This is a genomic window from Cupriavidus sp. 05L411 (assembly GCF_056398045.1).
Genome location: NZ_JBFTOQ010000018.1, coordinates 95,078 through 109,965 on the forward strand (window position 1 = coordinate 95,078; position 14,888 = coordinate 109,965).

Below are 14,888 nucleotides of genomic sequence, written 5' to 3' on the forward strand. Positions count from 1 at the left end.
GTTGGCCCATGCGGCTGGCGGGTCACCCAGTCGCAGATCTTGTTTAATGAAGGCGAACTTCCTATCGCCTTGAACTAATGTGGGAACAGGATTTCCGCTCGCTGCACGAGCAGCGCCTTGCGGCGCATCTGCACGCTGGGCATGAGAGCGTGAAAAAGTGCTGGCTATTTTTCCTTTCATCAGTCCAGGCACTGTCGCGGTCATCCAACCCACGGTATTTCTACACGACCAGGGCTGCCAATGAGGATTGCGCAGATTGCACCACTAGCCGAGCGCTGCCCGCCCAACCTGTATGGCGGCACGGAGCGCATCGTTTCCTACCTGGCCGAAGAACTGGTGCGGCAGGGCCACGAAGTCACGCTGTTCGCAAGCGGCGACTCGACCACGCAAGCCGAGCTGGTACCGTGCTGCAACATGGCGCTGCGCCTGGATACGCGCGTGCGCGATCCGTTGCCGTATTATGTAATGATGCTGGACCGTGTCATGGCGAGTGCCAGCCGCTTTGACGTGCTGCATTTCCACATCGACATGCTGCATTTCCCGTTGCTTCGGCGCATGCCCGTGCGAGCCGTGACGACCTTACATGGCCGTCTGGACCTGCCCGACCTGCAGCCGTTCTACGCGCACTTCCCCCATTTCCCGCTGGTGTCGGTCTCCACCGCGCAGCGCGCGCCGATGCCGCCGGTGAACTGGGTCGGCACCGTGCACCACGGCCTGCCGGCGAACCTGCTGGCCTGCTGCGCCAATCCACGCGGCGACTACCTGGCATTCCTCGGGCGGATTTCGCCGGAGAAACGTCCCGACCATGCCATCGAGATCGCGACACGCGCCGGAATGCCGCTGAAGATCGCCGCCAAGATCGACAAGGTTGACCGCGACTACTGGGAGAGCACCATCCGCCCCCTAGTGGCGGGGCATCCGGAAGTCGACTACATCGGCGAGATCGACGAACATCACAAAGCCGCCTTTCTTGGCAATGCGCGCGCGCTGCTGTTTCCCATCGACTGGCCGGAACCGTTCGGGCTGGTGATGATCGAGGCCATGGCGTGCGGCACACCCGTAGTCGCGTTCGCGTGCGGCTCGGTGCCGGAAGTGATTGAGGGTGGCGTTAGCGGCTATATCGTGCGCAGTATTGATGAAGCGGTGGCGGCCGTGCACCGCGCGGCCACACTGCCGCGCGCCGCCGTGCGCGCAGCCTTCGAAGCGCGTTTCACCGTTGAGCGGATGGCGCTCGAGTACGTGCGCATCTACCAGCGCCTGTTGGAACTCGGCGACGCAGACGCGTCGGAAGGCGAGTCCGGCGAGCCGGCGCTCGCGTGAACGGAGGAATCTCAGCATGCTTACGGACCCCAATGAACTACCCGCGAGCCCGGGGCTAGTCGCCGGTGCCAACCATGTCGCTCAGTTCTACATCCCAGCGGCGGCGTCGCTGCAGGAACGGCGCCCACGCACGCTAAAGCACGGCGACACCTTCGCGCTGTTCGACCACAACGGCGATGCGATCGGGGCGCCTGGCAGCCCGGAAGGACTGTTCCAGTTCGATACCCGGCACCTGTCCTATTTGCGGCTAACCATCGACGGGGAGCGGCCGATGCTGCTGTCGTCAACACTGCGCGACGACAACGCCGCGCTGACCTGCGACCTGACCAACCCAGACCTGTTTGATGAGGATGGCAAGCTGAGGCTCGAGCACGACCTGATCCACTTGCGCAGGTCGCGCTTCCTGTGGAATGGCGCCTGCTATGAGCGGCTGAGCGTGCGCAACTATGACGAGGTGTCACGGCGCGTGCGCGTGGATATTGCCTTCGATGCCGACTTCGCCGACCTGTTCGAAGTGCGCGGCACGCACCGGATGCGGCGCGGCACGGTGCATGCGCCGGTTGTCACGGGCCCCGCGGTCACGCTGAGCTATACCGGCCTGGACCAGGGGCTGCGCGAAACCCGGCTCGCCTTTGACCCGGCACCGACCGAGCTAGGTGGAAACGGCGCGAGTTTCACCCTGACGCTCGAGCCGTCGTGCTCCCAGGTGCTTCGTATGGAAATCCGCTGCACTTCGGTGCAGCGCGAGGCAGAGGAGACGCAATCCTTCCTTAGTGCACTGCTCCATTCGCGGCGAGAGCTGCGACACGCGACACGCCGCGCGGCATCCATCACCACCTCCAACGAACTCTTCAACGAGGTGGTGCGGCGCAGCGTATCTGACCTCTATATGCTGCTAACCAACACCCCGCACGGGCCCTACCCGTATGCCGGCATTCCGTGGTTCAGTACGGTATTCGGGCGCGATGCGCTGATTACGGCGTTGCAAACGCTTTGGCTGGACCCAGAGATTGCCCGCGGCGTGCTGCAGTACCTTGCCGCGATGCAGGCGAAAACGGTCGATCCCGAGGCCGATGCCGAGCCAGGAAAGATCCTGCACGAAATGCGTCATGGCGAGATGGCACGACTTGGGGAAGTGCCGTTTGGGCTCTACTATGGCAGCGTGGATGCGACGCCGCTGTTCGTGCTGCTGGCCGGCGCCTACCTGCGGCGCACCGGCGATATCGAGACCATTCGCACGCTGTGGCCGAACATCCAGGCCGCGCTGGGCTGGATTACCGATTATGGCGACCGCGATGGCGACCTGTTTGTCGAATATGGCAGGCAGTCGCCGGAAGGCCTCATCAATCAGGGCTGGAAAGACAGCCGCGATTCGGTCTTCCATGAGGACGGGCGGCTCGCCCCCGGCCCGATTGCGCTAGCCGAGGTGCAGGCCTACACCTATGGCGCCTGGCAGGCCGCCGCGTCGATCCGCGCAGCGCTGGACGACAGCGAGGGCGCAGCGGCCTACGTGGCCAACGCTGAATTGCTGCGCGTCGCGTTCGACGCGCGCTTCTATGATGCGGCGCTGGGCACCTACGTGCTGGCGCTGGACGGCGACAAGCGCCCCTGTCGCATACGTGCGTCCAATGCGGGTCATACGTTGTTTACCGGAATCGCGCTCCCCGAGCGCGCGCCCTCGGTGGTGGCCACGCTGATGGAAAGCACCTCATTCTGCGGCTGGGGCATCCGCACCCTGTCCGCCGATGCGGCACGCTTTAACCCCATGAGCTACCACAACGGCTCGGTATGGCCCCACGACAACGCATTGATCGCCGCTGGCATGGCGCGCTACGGCTTCCATCCGGAGACCAGCCGCATCTTCGAGGGTCTGTTCGCAGCCTCCAACTATATCGACCTGCGACGCCTGCCCGAGCTGTTCTGCGGCTTCCCGCGCCAGCGCAGCCAGGGCCCGACATTCTATCCGGTGGCCTGCTCGCCGCAGGCCTGGGCGGCCGCCGCTCCGCTGCTGCTATTGCAGGCCTGCCTGGGGCTGAACTTCGACACGCGCGAGCCAGCGATCACCTTCGAGGATCCTTCGCTGCCGCCCTTCCTCGACGAAGTGGTATTCCGCAACCTGGCCGTCGGTGGCGGCAGCGCCGACGTGGCGGTGCGCCGCTCTGGCGAGCGTGTGGTGGTTGACGTGTTGGCCCGGCAGGGGCCGATCCGGATAGTCACGCGGAACTAGCCGGCGCCAGCTTCCATGCCCATAGGCCAGTTCGAACCCATGCCGCGCCAGCGGCATGGACAGGGTGCGGTCGCCCCTTTGCCACGAGTCAGGTCATGGCATGTGACGTGAGCAGTGGACGAATCGTCGATAAACGTAGACACCGGTCAGCTGTTCCTAGGACCCTGTCCGTAGGACGCTCAGCGAACGCAACGGATTCGCAAGAGGCCCAGAGCAGCCCTCGCGCGTAAGGGAGCACGTTGACCATGATCGGTGGATCGTCCTGGTGATGGCTTGCGCTGCATCTCTGCTCCGACTGACAAGAGAATCAAGATCCGGCCCCCAACCATTAGGTTCGGATCGCCAAGGATCCTGTTTCCAGGAAACTCGGCAGATCCGACCAGGTGCAAAGAGGTTACCCTCTCCAAATTGCGTGATATGCGACGTTCAGACTGCGTTGCTAGCTCTCAACGCATACTTCGCCACCATCGCCTTCACCTCACTGAACAGCTTCGGCTCGAACGAACGATCCAGCTCGATTCGTGGCGTACCGATACCCGGTCTCGTGGTTTGCACGCGCCAGACATTGCGCCGCGGATCTGTGGCGAAGGTCATCCACATCTCGAACAGCTCATCGATCGAGACCGTTCCCCACGCGTCGTAGGCCAAGCCGGTCACATAGCAAAAGCCGATCCTGCCCTCGGGGTCATACTCGGTCACCCACCAGGTCGCAGCCCCTGCGACATCAAAGAGCTTAACCAGCACCATCGGATCGTTCGCCTCCGACTGTGAGCCGAGCGGATAGCCCGCCATCTTTTGAAGCAACTGCGTATGCAGCTTGTTTTCCATCGGTGACATCTCCAACACCATGCATATCGAAGGCGAGGGAAATCGTCACCCTGGCAGGGAAGCGATTTCCCCGCTGGGATCAACAGAAAGACGACGCTCAGCAGTCGTCGAGCGTACTCACCAACTTCGCCAGCTTTCGAATATCATCGGCGGCCAGTTCCACAGTGAACGTATCGGAGACCGGGTCATCGAGGTCCTGGTGGCGCTCACGCTCCTCCAGCACCTGCCGAGCGAAGGTCAAGAGCGTCAACGATGCGTCATAGCACCGCATCATCGAAACCGATGAATCCGCCTCCGGCAAGTCGTCCACCTCGTGCACGGACATGCCCTGGATGAGGCGTTCCGCCTTGGCAGGCTCGAACCCGTGCTGCAGGATCGGCATGCTTTCGGTGTCTTTCCAGAGCGTACCGGCGTCTAGCGCGCGACGCACGATGGATGTCGCCCAGTCTTCATGTGGCGCGGAGACACCAACCGTTAGACGCTGCACATAGCCAAGCTCCAGCGTCACCAGGAACTTCGGATAGTTCCGGCTCATGCCTTGCCAGAACGGAACGTGACCGTTTTGGGTGAGCGGGCGATGGAAGCCGGCGGATAGGATAGCTGCCTCCGGTTGCATAGATTTGCTTGAGTGTGCGAGGGCCGCAGGTCGAGCAACCGAGGGGCTCGAACCACGCTCGCATGCGCGCCTGTGAAGCGCGAACGATCGCACTGTGAGTAAGGTGGGCAGAGGCATCTCGTTGCGCTCCGGGCACGGCCTCGCTCGCGAACTCGTTGCCGAAGCCGCTTTGATATTTGATGTCATCCATGGGCCATGCGCGCTCGCCTTGCACAGGCAGCGATCAATTCACCGTGATGTGACGTTCCTTGATGATCTGCCCCCAGCGCACGCTCTCCTCGTTGATCATGCGTGCGAGTTCCGCCGGGCTCGTGGAGAGCGGCTCGAATCCCCGCTCCTCCAGCTTGCGCGTGAAGTCCTGGCTCTTCACCACCTTCTCTATTTCCGTGCGCAGACGCTCGATGATGGCCGGGGGCGTCCCCTTCGGGGCGACGAATGCAGCCCAACTCTCCAGGGTGAGCTTGGGGAAGCCTTGCTCCGCAACCGTGGGCACGTTGGGAAGCGCCGCCATGCGCTTCTTGCCCGTGACAGCCAGTGCGCGCAGCTTGCCCGCCTGGATGTGCGGAACGATGGTCCCGGGTGCCTCGAAGTAGAGATCGACCTGGCCGGCGAGCAGGTCGTTGAGCGCGGGCGCGCCGCCCTTGTAGGGCACGGTGGTGATCGTGATGCCTGCTTCCTGGCTGAAGGTTTCACCGGCAAGATGCGGCGTCGTACCGACGCCCGGCGAGGCGAAGCTCAGCTTGCCAGGCTTGCTCTTGGCCGCTGCGATCACATCCGCCAGCGACTTGTAGGGAGATTTGCTGTTCACGACCAGCACCAGCGGAAACTGGCTCACTGTGGCGATCGGCGCGAACGACGAGGGCGTGACGCCGGAGCTTGGTTGCAGATGGGGCGCGATGGTCAACGTGCTGGCATTCGGGAGAAAGAGGGTGTAGCCGTCCGCGGGCGATCGCGCCACCTTGGAGGCCGCGATCATGCCGCCGGCACCTCCGACGTTCTCGACAACCACGGGCTGGCCCAGGGCAGACGTGAGGCGCTCCGCAGCGATGCGGGCGACGACATCGGACTGGCCCCCGGCCGCGAACGGCAGGACCAGCTTGATTGGCTGGGAGGGGTAAGCATCCGCGGCCATGCCTGCTGTGGGCACGATGGTGGCTGCGAGGGCGAGTGCGCCGCAGGCAAGCAGCTTTTCGATGATCTTCACTTTTTTGTCTCCTGAATTGGGTGTGGGATGAGCGCCGGCTAGTAACCGACGCTTCTGTCGACCTCGTTGAGCAAAGGCTGGCCCTGCGCGAGGCGCTGCAGGTTCTCCAGGAGCTGCTCCACGGCAGGGCCGACCGTCGGCTGCGCGGCGACGTGGGGCGTGACCAGGACCCGCTCGTGGTGCCAGAAGGGGCTGCTGGCGGGCAGCGGCTCCGACGCGAACACGTCGAGCGCCGCGCCGGCGAGATGTCCCTCGTCGACGAGGGCTAGCAGGTCGTCCTCCACGACGATGCCGCCGCGCGCCACGTTCACTACGAAGCTGCCCTTGGGCAACTTGCGCAGGCTGGCGTGGTCCAGAGTGCCCTTGGTCTCCGCCGTGAAAGGCAGCAGGCAGACAAGGTAGTTCGATTGCGCGAGGAAGTCGTCCTTCTGGCTCTCGCCGACGAAGACGGGAACGCGCGCTTCTCGTGCCAACGTGCGCGTCCACGCGATGACCCTGAATCCGAGCGCCAAGAGTGCGTCGGCGACGACGGAGCCGATGGAACCCAGCCCCATGATGCCCACGGTGAGCTGGCTGGCGTCGGGGACGGCCAACCGCTTCCATTCACCCGCCGCGTGCTGTCGCTCCATCGCTGGCAGCGAGCGGAAGTGCCGCAGGATCTGCAGGCTCACGAACTGCGCCATGCTGAACCCGAGGCCCGGTTCGACGGCGCGCGTGACCTTCACATGGGGCGGCAGGTCCGGGGCCGAGAGGATGCCGTCCGCACCAGCGCCCACCGAGGCTGCCAGGCGCAGGTTGGGAAGGCGCGGTGCGATGCCGGCAGGCAGCTTGAAGGCGAACAGCGCGGTGACGTCGGGATCCGAGGCGCCTTCGATGTCGGTGATCACGTGCAGACCGGGGGCGCGGGAGCGGAGTGCTTCGTAGCGGCTCTTGACGAAATCCGACGTCAGCAGCATCAGGACTTTGGGGGACGAAGGGGATTGCATGCTCTTTAAACGGTTCGCTCGTACGAGAAGTTCGGGTTGTGCCTGCGCGCCTGTCGCACCAGCAGCTGCCACCGCAGATCGACGACGTCGGGGCGCTGCAGGAAGGACTTGGTCTGCCGCGCTTCGGCGGTCGGCAACAACTTGGGCGTCCCTGCGGACATGGTTTGCAGTTGCACACGCGCGGCGAATTCGAGGACGGTCGCGGCGATCGTGGCGTCGGCAATCGAATTGCCCACGACCACGGACCCGTGGTTGCGCAGCAGAATCGCCCGGTTCGGGCCCAGCCTGGATGCGATGCTGGCGCCCTCCTTCTTGTCGAGGACTATGCCCTCGAACTCGTCGAAAAGCACGATGTCCTCGTAGAACAGCGCGCCGCTCTGCGTCACCGGCTCGAGGTTGCTGCCGATCACGCCCAGGGCCAGGGAAGCTTCCGAATGCGTGTGCAGGATGCAGCATACCTCAGGACGTGCATTGTAGATTTCGGTGTGGATATTGAGAGTCGGGTTGCATGGCAACGTACCGGTCACGGTGCGCAGGTCGAAGTCGGACTCGATCAATGCGTCTGCCGTCGCCTCCTCGAATCCGTATCCGTACGGAATGCTCCAGAACGTACGCGCACCGGGCAAGCGCGCTGTGAGGTGTCCGGAGATGCCACTGCCTTGTCCATCCATGGCTAGAATCTGGAAGGCGTGCACCAGGTCGTGCAGGAGGTCGTGCAAGGGTTCTGGCTGTTTCATGTTGAGGTCCTAACTGGGTTATTAAGTCTGCGTCGCAGTGGAGTGACCGACGGACACGTCGACCGCGGTAGCGTCGTAGCTGAAAAGCCATTCGTAGCGCTCGCGCACACGCTGCTCATTCCACTCGGCATCCACGTAGCGACTGGCCTCCACCGGGTCTGCCAGCAACGGATTGTGAAAGCGCGCCCCGTTCGCCGCCGAGCCCAGCACGATGCGCGAGGTACGTTCCTGCCGCAGGGCCTCGTACCGGGCAAGGGCCGCTTCCGGGTGTTCGGCGTTCGCCGCCAGGCAGCGTGCAAGCACGATGCCGTCCTCCAGAGCCATCACCGCGCCTTGTGCAAGGAAGGGCAGCGTGGGATGGCAGGCATCACCCAGGAGAGTGGAACGGCCGACGGTCCATCGGTCCATGGGCTGCCGGCTGAGAAGCGCCCACTTGTACGGCTGCTGGATCCCCTGGATCAACGCCAGCACGTCGTCGTGCCAGCGCTCGAAGTCCTTCACGCATTCCTCGATGCTGCCCCGTTCCGTCCAGGACTCGACCTGCCAGTCCGTGCGCTCGACGATGCCCACAAAGTTCATGAGTTCGCCATTGCGAAGCGGGTAGTGGATGACGTGCGCACCGGGACCGATCCAGTTGGTACCAACGTTGGCCTGAAGATGGTGCGGAATCTTCTCGCGCGGAATGAGACCGCGCCAGGCGACACAGCCGGTGAACTGCGCGTCGCCCGCTCCGAACAGGGCGCGGCGCACGCGCGAGTGCACGCCATCGGCGCCGATGAGGATGTCACCGTGAATCCGCTCGCCGCCTTCGAGTTCCACCACGACACCGACGTCGTTCTGTTCGACGCCGACCACCCTCGCGCCTAGCCGGATCGCATCTGATTGCAGCCGCCGTACATGCCGTTCCATCAGGCCATGCAGGTCCGGTCGGTAGATCATGTAGTAGGGGAAGCCGTACTTGCGTACCGACTCGGCACCTAGGTCGAACAGCTTCCATGCCTGGCCGGTACTCCACAGGCGCACCTGCTTGCCGCCAGCCTCGGTGGCGATGTCCTTCAGCTCCGATGCCAAGCCCAGGTCGGCAAGGCAACGGACGCCGTTGGCGCTGACCTGGAACCCGGCTCCCACCTCCCCAAGCTGCGGCGCCTGTTCGAGGACGGTCACTCGGAAGCCGCGCTGAATCAGCGCGAGTGCGCAGCACAGACCACCAATGCCAGCACCGGCAATGAGGATTCTCTGGGAGGGCAGCGTCATGTTGGATGCTCCTTTTGCGCGATCGCTGGGTTGATGGGGGTCAATTTCATCGCACGCACAGAGATTTTGGAAGTTAAACTATCAAATCAATTCATTAGTAGACGAAATGAACGTCAGCACTCGCCAGCTCCATGCGTTCCTCGCGATCGCCCGCCTCGGCAGCTTCACGCGCGCGGCGGAGGAAATCTTCGTGACGCAGGCAGGGCTAAGCCTCATGCTCAAGGACCTCGAGGCGCAGGTCGGCGCAAGGCTGTTCGACCGTACGACGCGGAGCGTACGACTCACGCCTGCAGGCCAATCACTGCTGCCGACCGCGCGCCGCATGATGGCGGACTGGGAAGCCGCCACATCCAACGTCGGGCGACTCGCCGCGGAAGCGGAGCAACGGGTCTCCCTTGCGGCGACGCCGCTGATTGCATCGAGCGTGCTTCCCCTGTGGTTGCAGGCGTTCCATGAGACGCACCCCGCAGTCCGCGTCTCGATCAGCGACCTCGACCGACGCGACATCCTGTTGGGGATCGAAGCGGGAGAACTTGACGTCGGTCTTGGTGCATTCTTCCGGCCGGCCACGGGCATCGACCGGCAGTTGCTCGCCCGTTTTGACATGGTGCTGGTCAGGGCCAAGGCGATGGATTCCAGGACACGCGGGCGCGGATTCGAAACGGGACGCAAGGTGAAGTGGTCGGCCCTGGACGACCAGGAGCTCGTCGTGCTCCCGAATGACAACCCCATCCAGAAGCTCGTGGACACGCAACTTCGCGCCCTCGGAATCACCACGCGACGGACCACCGCACTCCAGAACATCCAGGCCATGATCTCGATGGTGGAGGCGGGCCACGGAGTGGCTGCCCTTCCCGGCTTCGTGGTGCCTGCGTGCGCACGCTACGACGTGACGGTGCACACACTCGTAGAGCCAGTGGTGCCAGTCGAATTCTTCGCGGTGAGCATGAAAGGACGGCTCAAGACGGCGCTCGTTTCCGGCCTCGTCGATGCGCTCGGGGCGCACTTTCAAGAGCTCGCCAAGCAGGTGGGCGCGTAATTCGGCTGACCTTCTGGGTGAACGCCCTGGCGAGTTCGACTGTATTCACCAAGCTGTCAGACGACTGCTCATGGCTGGGCCTGCGAGTTCGACCGTGCGCCACATAGCTGCCCTCGAGGCGGTCACCTCAGCGCGATGCCGGGGCGGCCGCCGCCGACGGCCTCAGATCTCGGTCTGCTCGGAGATCTCGAATCCTTCAAGGAAGGCATCGATCGGCAGGTATCGTGCGCGCACCCTGAATGGCGCTCGACCGCTTCCGGCCAGCCACCGCCCTGCCGGCCCCCGGCAAAGACACTGCTTCGCCACAAACTGCACGACCGCGCCGACATCTGAAAATGGCCGGCCGTACGACATTTGAGCAAAACCTAGACATTCAAGCACTTTACTGTTTGGCTGGCCCGCGTTCGATGATCTGGCACGGATCTCAAGTGGCTGGAGTGGGTGTCACAGAGGTGCTGTACCTGCTGGAAGACATCGAGGTGGCTGAGTATCCCGATGGCCATGTCGAATTGTGGGCGACTGGCGCCTCCCTCCCCTACACCACCTACGACCGCTTTGCCGAGGTGGACCAAGGCGCGATTGTCGACAACAAGCGGCTCGGCCGGACACTGGCCATTGCGGCCGAGGTGCAGGCGTTGCGCGACAACCGACGTTTCGCGGCCTCCTCACGGACGCTGCACGGCGAGCCGCCGCGGCCCGCCAAGGTGCCCCTGAACATCAAGCGGAAGCGGTTGGTAAATCGGCTCGACCTGGAACAGGCGATGCGACACCACCCTCTCCTCGCATCGAACGACGATTCAGCGGAGTGCCCTCCAATACCCCCACCCCCGAGATGACGCCTTGCGACCCCAAGGCGGACGTTCTACCGATAAAAGCTTACGACTGCTTTGTAGCTATGGTGGACGTTCGCCCCATAGTTGTTGGCTAACCCCAGCCAGGCCTTAGCCGACCCCCAAGCGGTAATCGGGCTTGATTCGTCACGCACCTAGCACCCGAAATGCCGGAATTTCACAGCGGCAGTTCGGGTCGCATGGGTACTCTGGTGGCGTAGCGGTGAGTTGAAGAGGAGCGGGCGATGCTCGGCGAGAGCATACCTGAAGGGCTGCTCCCGGCCGAACTCAGCCGTCAGACCAACCCTGAATCACACAGTGACTCCGATCGCCTCGACCGTCCTTTCCCGCAAGTCCCCGTGGAACCTTTAGCTAGCGACACCAAGGTTCCACACGAAACAACCCCGATCGCATCGCCAGGAACACGGCTTCGGCGCGACTCTGAGCGCCGAGCTTTCGGCGAGCCTCATCGATGTAGTGATCGGCGGTCCGCGCTGAAATTCCCAACTTTTCGCCGATCTCCCGGCTGGACTTTCCGTTCGCAGTCAAAGACAAAGCCTACGCCTCTCGCTCCGTCAGTCGCTGGTTCCCGAAATAGGCGGACGCCGCCGCCATGTACCGCGTATCAAGCAAGACGTGCAACTTCGCATGCCCGATCAGCACGGCCTCCAGGTCAGCCCGCTCCTCGTGCTCGACCAGCTACCACGACGCCGAGCCAAAAGGACCAAAATACGCACTCGCTACCACGCCTGGCCTTACAACTGTGGGCAACGCCGCGTATGGAGGGCTAAACGGCGATCCCGCCAATCGGGCGCTCCGGGTCATCGAGCCACACTCGTGACTGATGAAGCGTGAGCAGACGGGTGACGCATAACTGAGGCGAAGTCCAGACGCCTTCGGGCGTCCGCGCGTCGACTCCAGCTCCGGAAATGCCTCTGTCAAACCGGGAAGCATCTTGGAAGTTCCGCGACCTTGAACCCTGGGATCTCGGCGGCGATGATTTTGTGCAAGCCCGCTGACCACTCCAAACCATCTTCGTAGTACCCCCCAGCATTCCGCGCACCAAGGAAGAATGGCAGATGTGTTCCGCGCGGGATTGCCTTCATGAAAGCCTCAGGTGCTCCCGCCTCCCGGGCTACCTCCAGTTGGGACGCTCCGGCCTCGTCATCCATGACGAGCCAGCGCTTCATGCGCCCTGCCTTATCGATCGCGGTAACTCCTGGCGGCGTGAGACTGACGGTGACCCAGACAGCTTCGGCGTCGCGCGTCACGTCGGCGAGCAGCGCAAGCAATGCCTGATTCCCGAGGAAGGGAAGCGATTGCCGCTGCAAAATGCTCAAGGCCGCATCACCGACGGATGCCGTCACCTTGCGCTCAAGCTCCCGAACATAGTCCACGACGCGCCGAATTGCCTCGCGATCGTCCTTCCGTATGAACCGGTCGATGACGCCCGCGTTGAAGCCCTCTATCGCGTGACGTGGTGATGCCTGCCCCGTCAGCAAGACTTTCCCAAGTCCGCGACAGATCTGCCGGTCCGCCACCTCGAAGCCCGTCAACTCAGGCATGGCGTAGTCTAGTACGATGACACCGATCCGCTCCAAACATATGCGGTGCAATTCGAAGCCGCTCAACAGACCGTCATTCACGCGTAGGGATCGTTTGTCAGGCACTAACCCGACCTCTTCGACCAACCGTCGCGAGAGCGCACGAAGAACCCGAAGCTTATTCAGCTTCAGCTAGGACATAGGAGCTCAATACGACGATGAAGTGAGAACGAGCGCTCGGGACGTGGACCCTGGCGCCTTTGCCATTGGCGTATGGACGAAAGTCATCACCTCGGCCCTGGAAACATGGTGCCGTTGCGGCAGATGGAATGCAAAAAGGGGCCGAAGCCCCTTTTTGCAAAGACCAGCGGACTTCGATGGAAGTCCGTGGACATCATGTCTGGAGCGGGAGACGAGGCTCGAACTCGCGACCTCAACCTTGGCAAGGTTGCGCTCTACCAACTGAGCTACTCCCGCTTTTTGGCTCCCCGACCTGGGCTCGAACCAGGGACCTACGGATTAACAGTCCGGCGCTCTACCAACTGAGCTATCGGGGAACAAGTTCCGTCTCAATCGAAACGGGAGGCCGGATTGTACAACAGCCTTTTGCGTTTTTGAATAGTTTTTTCGCTCAGCGTGGATCGGCTGCGATCGGCTTGCTTCCCGCTCGCTTCTCACGCCTCCCGCGGTTGCCGCCTCAAGCGCTGGGATGCCGCAAGTCGAGCACGCGCTGCGCCTTGCCCGTGGCGGTGGTCTTGATCTCGCCGGCATTCAGGACGCGCACGGCCGTGGAAACGCCGATCATCGTCTTCACCCGATGCTGCAGCTCACGGGCCAGCTGCGCGCGCTCGCTTTCGGCCAGCGAGGCGCAGATCTCCGCGCGCGCCTCCACCGACACGGACAGCGAATCCATATGCCCGTCGCGCGTGATGCATAGCTGGTAGTTGCCGCTAAGCCGGGCAATGCCGAGAATCAGCTCCTCGACCTGGCTCGGAAACACGTTGACGCCGCGAATGATCAGCATGTCGTCGGAGCGCCCCGTGATCTTCGCCAGCCTGCGCATCGAGCGCGATGTCGGCGCCAGCAGCGCGGTCAGGTCACGCGTGCGGTAGCGGATCATCGGCATGGCTTCCTTGGAGAGCGAGGTAAATACCAGCTCGCCCTGGCTGCCGTCGGGCAGCACTTCGCCGGTGACCGGATCGATGATCTCGGGATAGAAATGGTCCTCCCAGACCACCGGGCCGTCCTTGCTTTCAATGCACTCGGACGCCACGCCCGGGCCCATGATCTCCGAGAGGCCGTAGATGTCGACGGCCTGGATGCCCGCCCGGGTCTCGATTTCGCTGCGCATGCCCTGGGTCCACGGCTCGGCGCCGAAGATGCCGATCTTCAGCGATGACTTCGCCGGGTTCATGCCTTGGCGTGCCATCTCGTCGATCAGGTTGAGCATGTAGGACGGCGTGACGAGAATGATCGACGGCTCGAAATCGCGGATGAGCTGTACCTGCTTCTCGGTCTGTCCGCCGGACATGGGCACGACCATGCAGCCGAGCCGCTCGGCGCCGTAATGAATGCCGAGGCCGCCGGTGAACAGGCCGTAGCCAAACGCGTTGTGCAGCGTGTCGCCACGCCGGCCGCCCGCCGCACGGATCGAGCGCGCCGTCACGTTGGCCCATGTGTCGATGTCCTTCGCGGTATAGCCCACCACGGTCGGCTTGCCGGTCGTGCCGCTCGATGCGTGCACGCGCACCACCTCATCCTTTGGCACGGCAAACAGCCCGAACGGATAGTTGTCGCGCAGGTCCTGCTTGGTCGTGGTGGGGAATTTCGCCAGGTCGGATAGCTGGCGCAGGTCGTCCGGATGCACCCCGGCGGCGTCGAAAGCCCGGCGGTAGTGCGCCACATTGTCGTAGGCATGGCGCAGCGACCATTTGAGGCGCGCCAGTTGCAGCGCCTGGAGTTCGTCGCGGCTGGCTAGTTCGATGGCTTCGAGTTCACCCGGTTGAGGAATTGGCTGGACCACGGTTGTCTCCTGAGAATGACGCGGCAGAATAGGAACGGACGGTGGCGGGAACGGGGGCGCCACGCGGCAGCCTGCCAACCTGGTCATGCGCGTCAACGGTCTTAGCCGTCGTGCCGCCCAGGTTGGCAACGTGCCTGCTTACTGATTGGTAGTGCTCGATACGCAGTCGCTTAGACGCTGTTTCAAAATGAAGCGAAGCGGTTCTGGCTAGGCGCGCGGCCGCAGACAGTACAAGTGGTACGGCAAGRCCGCGCAACGACGCCAGAATCTTTTTGAAATG

The 14,888-nt window shown here is 63.3% G+C and carries 13 protein-coding genes and 2 tRNA genes; 4 read left to right on the plus strand and 11 right to left on the minus strand.

The window, feature by feature from the left end; genetic code table 11:
• Positions 1–240 precede the first annotated feature (240 nt).
• Both AC1DQR_RS21760 and AC1DQR_RS21765 read left to right on the plus strand, forming a co-directional pair.
• Complete coding sequence (locus tag AC1DQR_RS21760) at positions 241–1,320, plus strand: glycosyltransferase family 4 protein (protein ID WP_416051787.1); 1,080 nt, start codon at positions 241–243, stop codon at positions 1,318–1,320.
• Positions 1,321–1,336: 16 nt separating this feature from the next.
• Positions 1,337–3,547: an amylo-alpha-1,6-glucosidase gene (locus AC1DQR_RS21765; RefSeq protein WP_416051786.1), complete on the plus strand. Its 2,211-nt coding sequence runs from the start codon at positions 1,337–1,339 to the stop codon at positions 3,545–3,547.
• A 426-nt stretch (positions 3,548–3,973) separates the two neighbouring features.
• On the opposite strand, the gene AC1DQR_RS21770 is transcribed toward AC1DQR_RS21765, so the two are convergent.
• The 6 genes from AC1DQR_RS21770 to AC1DQR_RS21795 all read right to left on the minus strand — a co-directional run bounded on the left by AC1DQR_RS21770 (position 3,974) and on the right by AC1DQR_RS21795 (position 9,172).
• On the minus strand, positions 3,974–4,375 hold the full coding sequence (locus tag AC1DQR_RS21770) for a DUF2958 domain-containing protein (RefSeq protein ID WP_416051785.1): 402 nt from the start codon (positions 4,373–4,375) through the stop codon (positions 3,974–3,976).
• A 97-nt stretch (positions 4,376–4,472) separates the two neighbouring features.
• Positions 4,473–4,991 carry a hypothetical protein gene (locus tag AC1DQR_RS21775; protein ID WP_416051784.1) on the minus strand — a complete coding sequence of 173 codons (519 nt, stop codon included), beginning with the start codon at positions 4,989–4,991 and terminating at the stop codon, positions 4,473–4,475.
• A gap of 223 nt (positions 4,992–5,214) precedes the next feature.
• Positions 5,215–6,195 (minus strand): Bug family tripartite tricarboxylate transporter substrate binding protein, encoded by a 981-nt coding sequence (locus tag AC1DQR_RS21780; RefSeq protein ID WP_416051783.1) that lies wholly within the window; start codon positions 6,193–6,195, stop codon positions 5,215–5,217.
• A gap of 38 nt (positions 6,196–6,233) precedes the next feature.
• Positions 6,234–7,151, minus strand: coding sequence for a 2-hydroxyacid dehydrogenase (locus AC1DQR_RS21785; protein WP_416051782.1), 918 nt, complete (start codon positions 7,149–7,151; stop codon positions 6,234–6,236).
• Positions 7,152–7,186: 35 nt separating this feature from the next.
• Positions 7,187–7,918 (minus strand): class II aldolase/adducin family protein, encoded by a 732-nt coding sequence (locus tag AC1DQR_RS21790; RefSeq protein WP_416051781.1) that lies wholly within the window; start codon positions 7,916–7,918, stop codon positions 7,187–7,189.
• Between the two features lie 21 nt (positions 7,919–7,939).
• The gene (locus AC1DQR_RS21795; protein WP_477133776.1) at positions 7,940–9,172 is read right to left on the minus strand and encodes an FAD-dependent monooxygenase; all 1,233 of its coding nucleotides are present in this window, start codon (positions 9,170–9,172) and stop codon (positions 7,940–7,942) included.
• Between the two features lie 106 nt (positions 9,173–9,278).
• Here AC1DQR_RS21795 and AC1DQR_RS21800 point away from each other — a divergent pair, with 106 nt between their 5' ends.
• Positions 9,279–10,211: a LysR family transcriptional regulator gene (locus tag AC1DQR_RS21800; RefSeq protein ID WP_416051779.1), complete on the plus strand. Its 933-nt coding sequence runs from the start codon at positions 9,279–9,281 to the stop codon at positions 10,209–10,211.
• A gap of 239 nt (positions 10,212–10,450) precedes the next feature.
• Entirely contained in the window at positions 10,451–11,047 is a 597-nt protein-coding gene (locus AC1DQR_RS21805) for a hypothetical protein (RefSeq protein WP_416051778.1), read from the plus strand.
• Between the two features lie 366 nt (positions 11,048–11,413).
• Here the strand turns inward: AC1DQR_RS21805 and AC1DQR_RS21810 are convergent, their stop codons facing one another.
• The 5 genes from AC1DQR_RS21810 to paaK form a co-directional block, all read right to left on the minus strand.
• On the minus strand, positions 11,414–11,596 hold the full coding sequence (locus AC1DQR_RS21810; RefSeq protein ID WP_477133777.1) for a response regulator transcription factor: 183 nt from the start codon (positions 11,594–11,596) through the stop codon (positions 11,414–11,416).
• A gap of 383 nt (positions 11,597–11,979) precedes the next feature.
• Entirely contained in the window at positions 11,980–12,687 is a 708-nt protein-coding gene (locus tag AC1DQR_RS21815) for a DNA-binding transcriptional response regulator (RefSeq protein WP_416051777.1), read from the minus strand.
• 299 nt (positions 12,688–12,986) lie between these two features.
• A tRNA-Gly gene (locus AC1DQR_RS21820) sits at positions 12,987–13,062 on the minus strand.
• A gap of 4 nt (positions 13,063–13,066) precedes the next feature.
• A tRNA-Asn gene (locus AC1DQR_RS21825) sits at positions 13,067–13,142 on the minus strand.
• A gap of 140 nt (positions 13,143–13,282) precedes the next feature.
• Positions 13,283–14,608: a phenylacetate--CoA ligase PaaK gene (paaK, locus tag AC1DQR_RS21830; RefSeq protein ID WP_416051776.1), complete on the minus strand. Its 1,326-nt coding sequence runs from the start codon at positions 14,606–14,608 to the stop codon at positions 13,283–13,285.
• Positions 14,609–14,888 lie beyond the last annotated feature (280 nt).

What these genes read in the sequence shown, in the direction of transcription:
- AC1DQR_RS21785 (WP_416051782.1), bottom strand. Translation starts at nt 7,151, where the DNA reads ATGCTGCTGACGTCGGATTTCGTCAAGAGCCGCTACGAAGCACTCCGC.
- AC1DQR_RS21775 (WP_416051784.1), bottom strand. Translation starts at nt 4,991, where the DNA reads ATGCAACCGGAGGCAGCTATCCTATCCGCCGGCTTCCATCGCCCGCTC.
- AC1DQR_RS21760 (WP_416051787.1), top strand. Translation starts at nt 241, where the DNA reads ATGAGGATTGCGCAGATTGCACCACTAGCCGAGCGCTGCCCGCCCAAC.
- AC1DQR_RS21795 (WP_477133776.1), bottom strand. Translation starts at nt 9,172, where the DNA reads ATGACGCTGCCCTCCCAGAGAATCCTCATTGCCGGTGCTGGCATTGGT.
- AC1DQR_RS21790 (WP_416051781.1), bottom strand. Translation starts at nt 7,918, where the DNA reads ATGAAACAGCCAGAACCCTTGCACGACCTCCTGCACGACCTGGTGCAC.
- AC1DQR_RS21800 (WP_416051779.1), top strand. Translation starts at nt 9,279, where the DNA reads ATGAACGTCAGCACTCGCCAGCTCCATGCGTTCCTCGCGATCGCCCGC.
- AC1DQR_RS21770 (WP_416051785.1), bottom strand. Translation starts at nt 4,375, where the DNA reads ATGGAAAACAAGCTGCATACGCAGTTGCTTCAAAAGATGGCGGGCTAT.
- AC1DQR_RS21805 (WP_416051778.1), top strand. Translation starts at nt 10,451, where the DNA reads ATGGCGCTCGACCGCTTCCGGCCAGCCACCGCCCTGCCGGCCCCCGGC.
- AC1DQR_RS21765 (WP_416051786.1), top strand. Translation starts at nt 1,337, where the DNA reads ATGCTTACGGACCCCAATGAACTACCCGCGAGCCCGGGGCTAGTCGCC.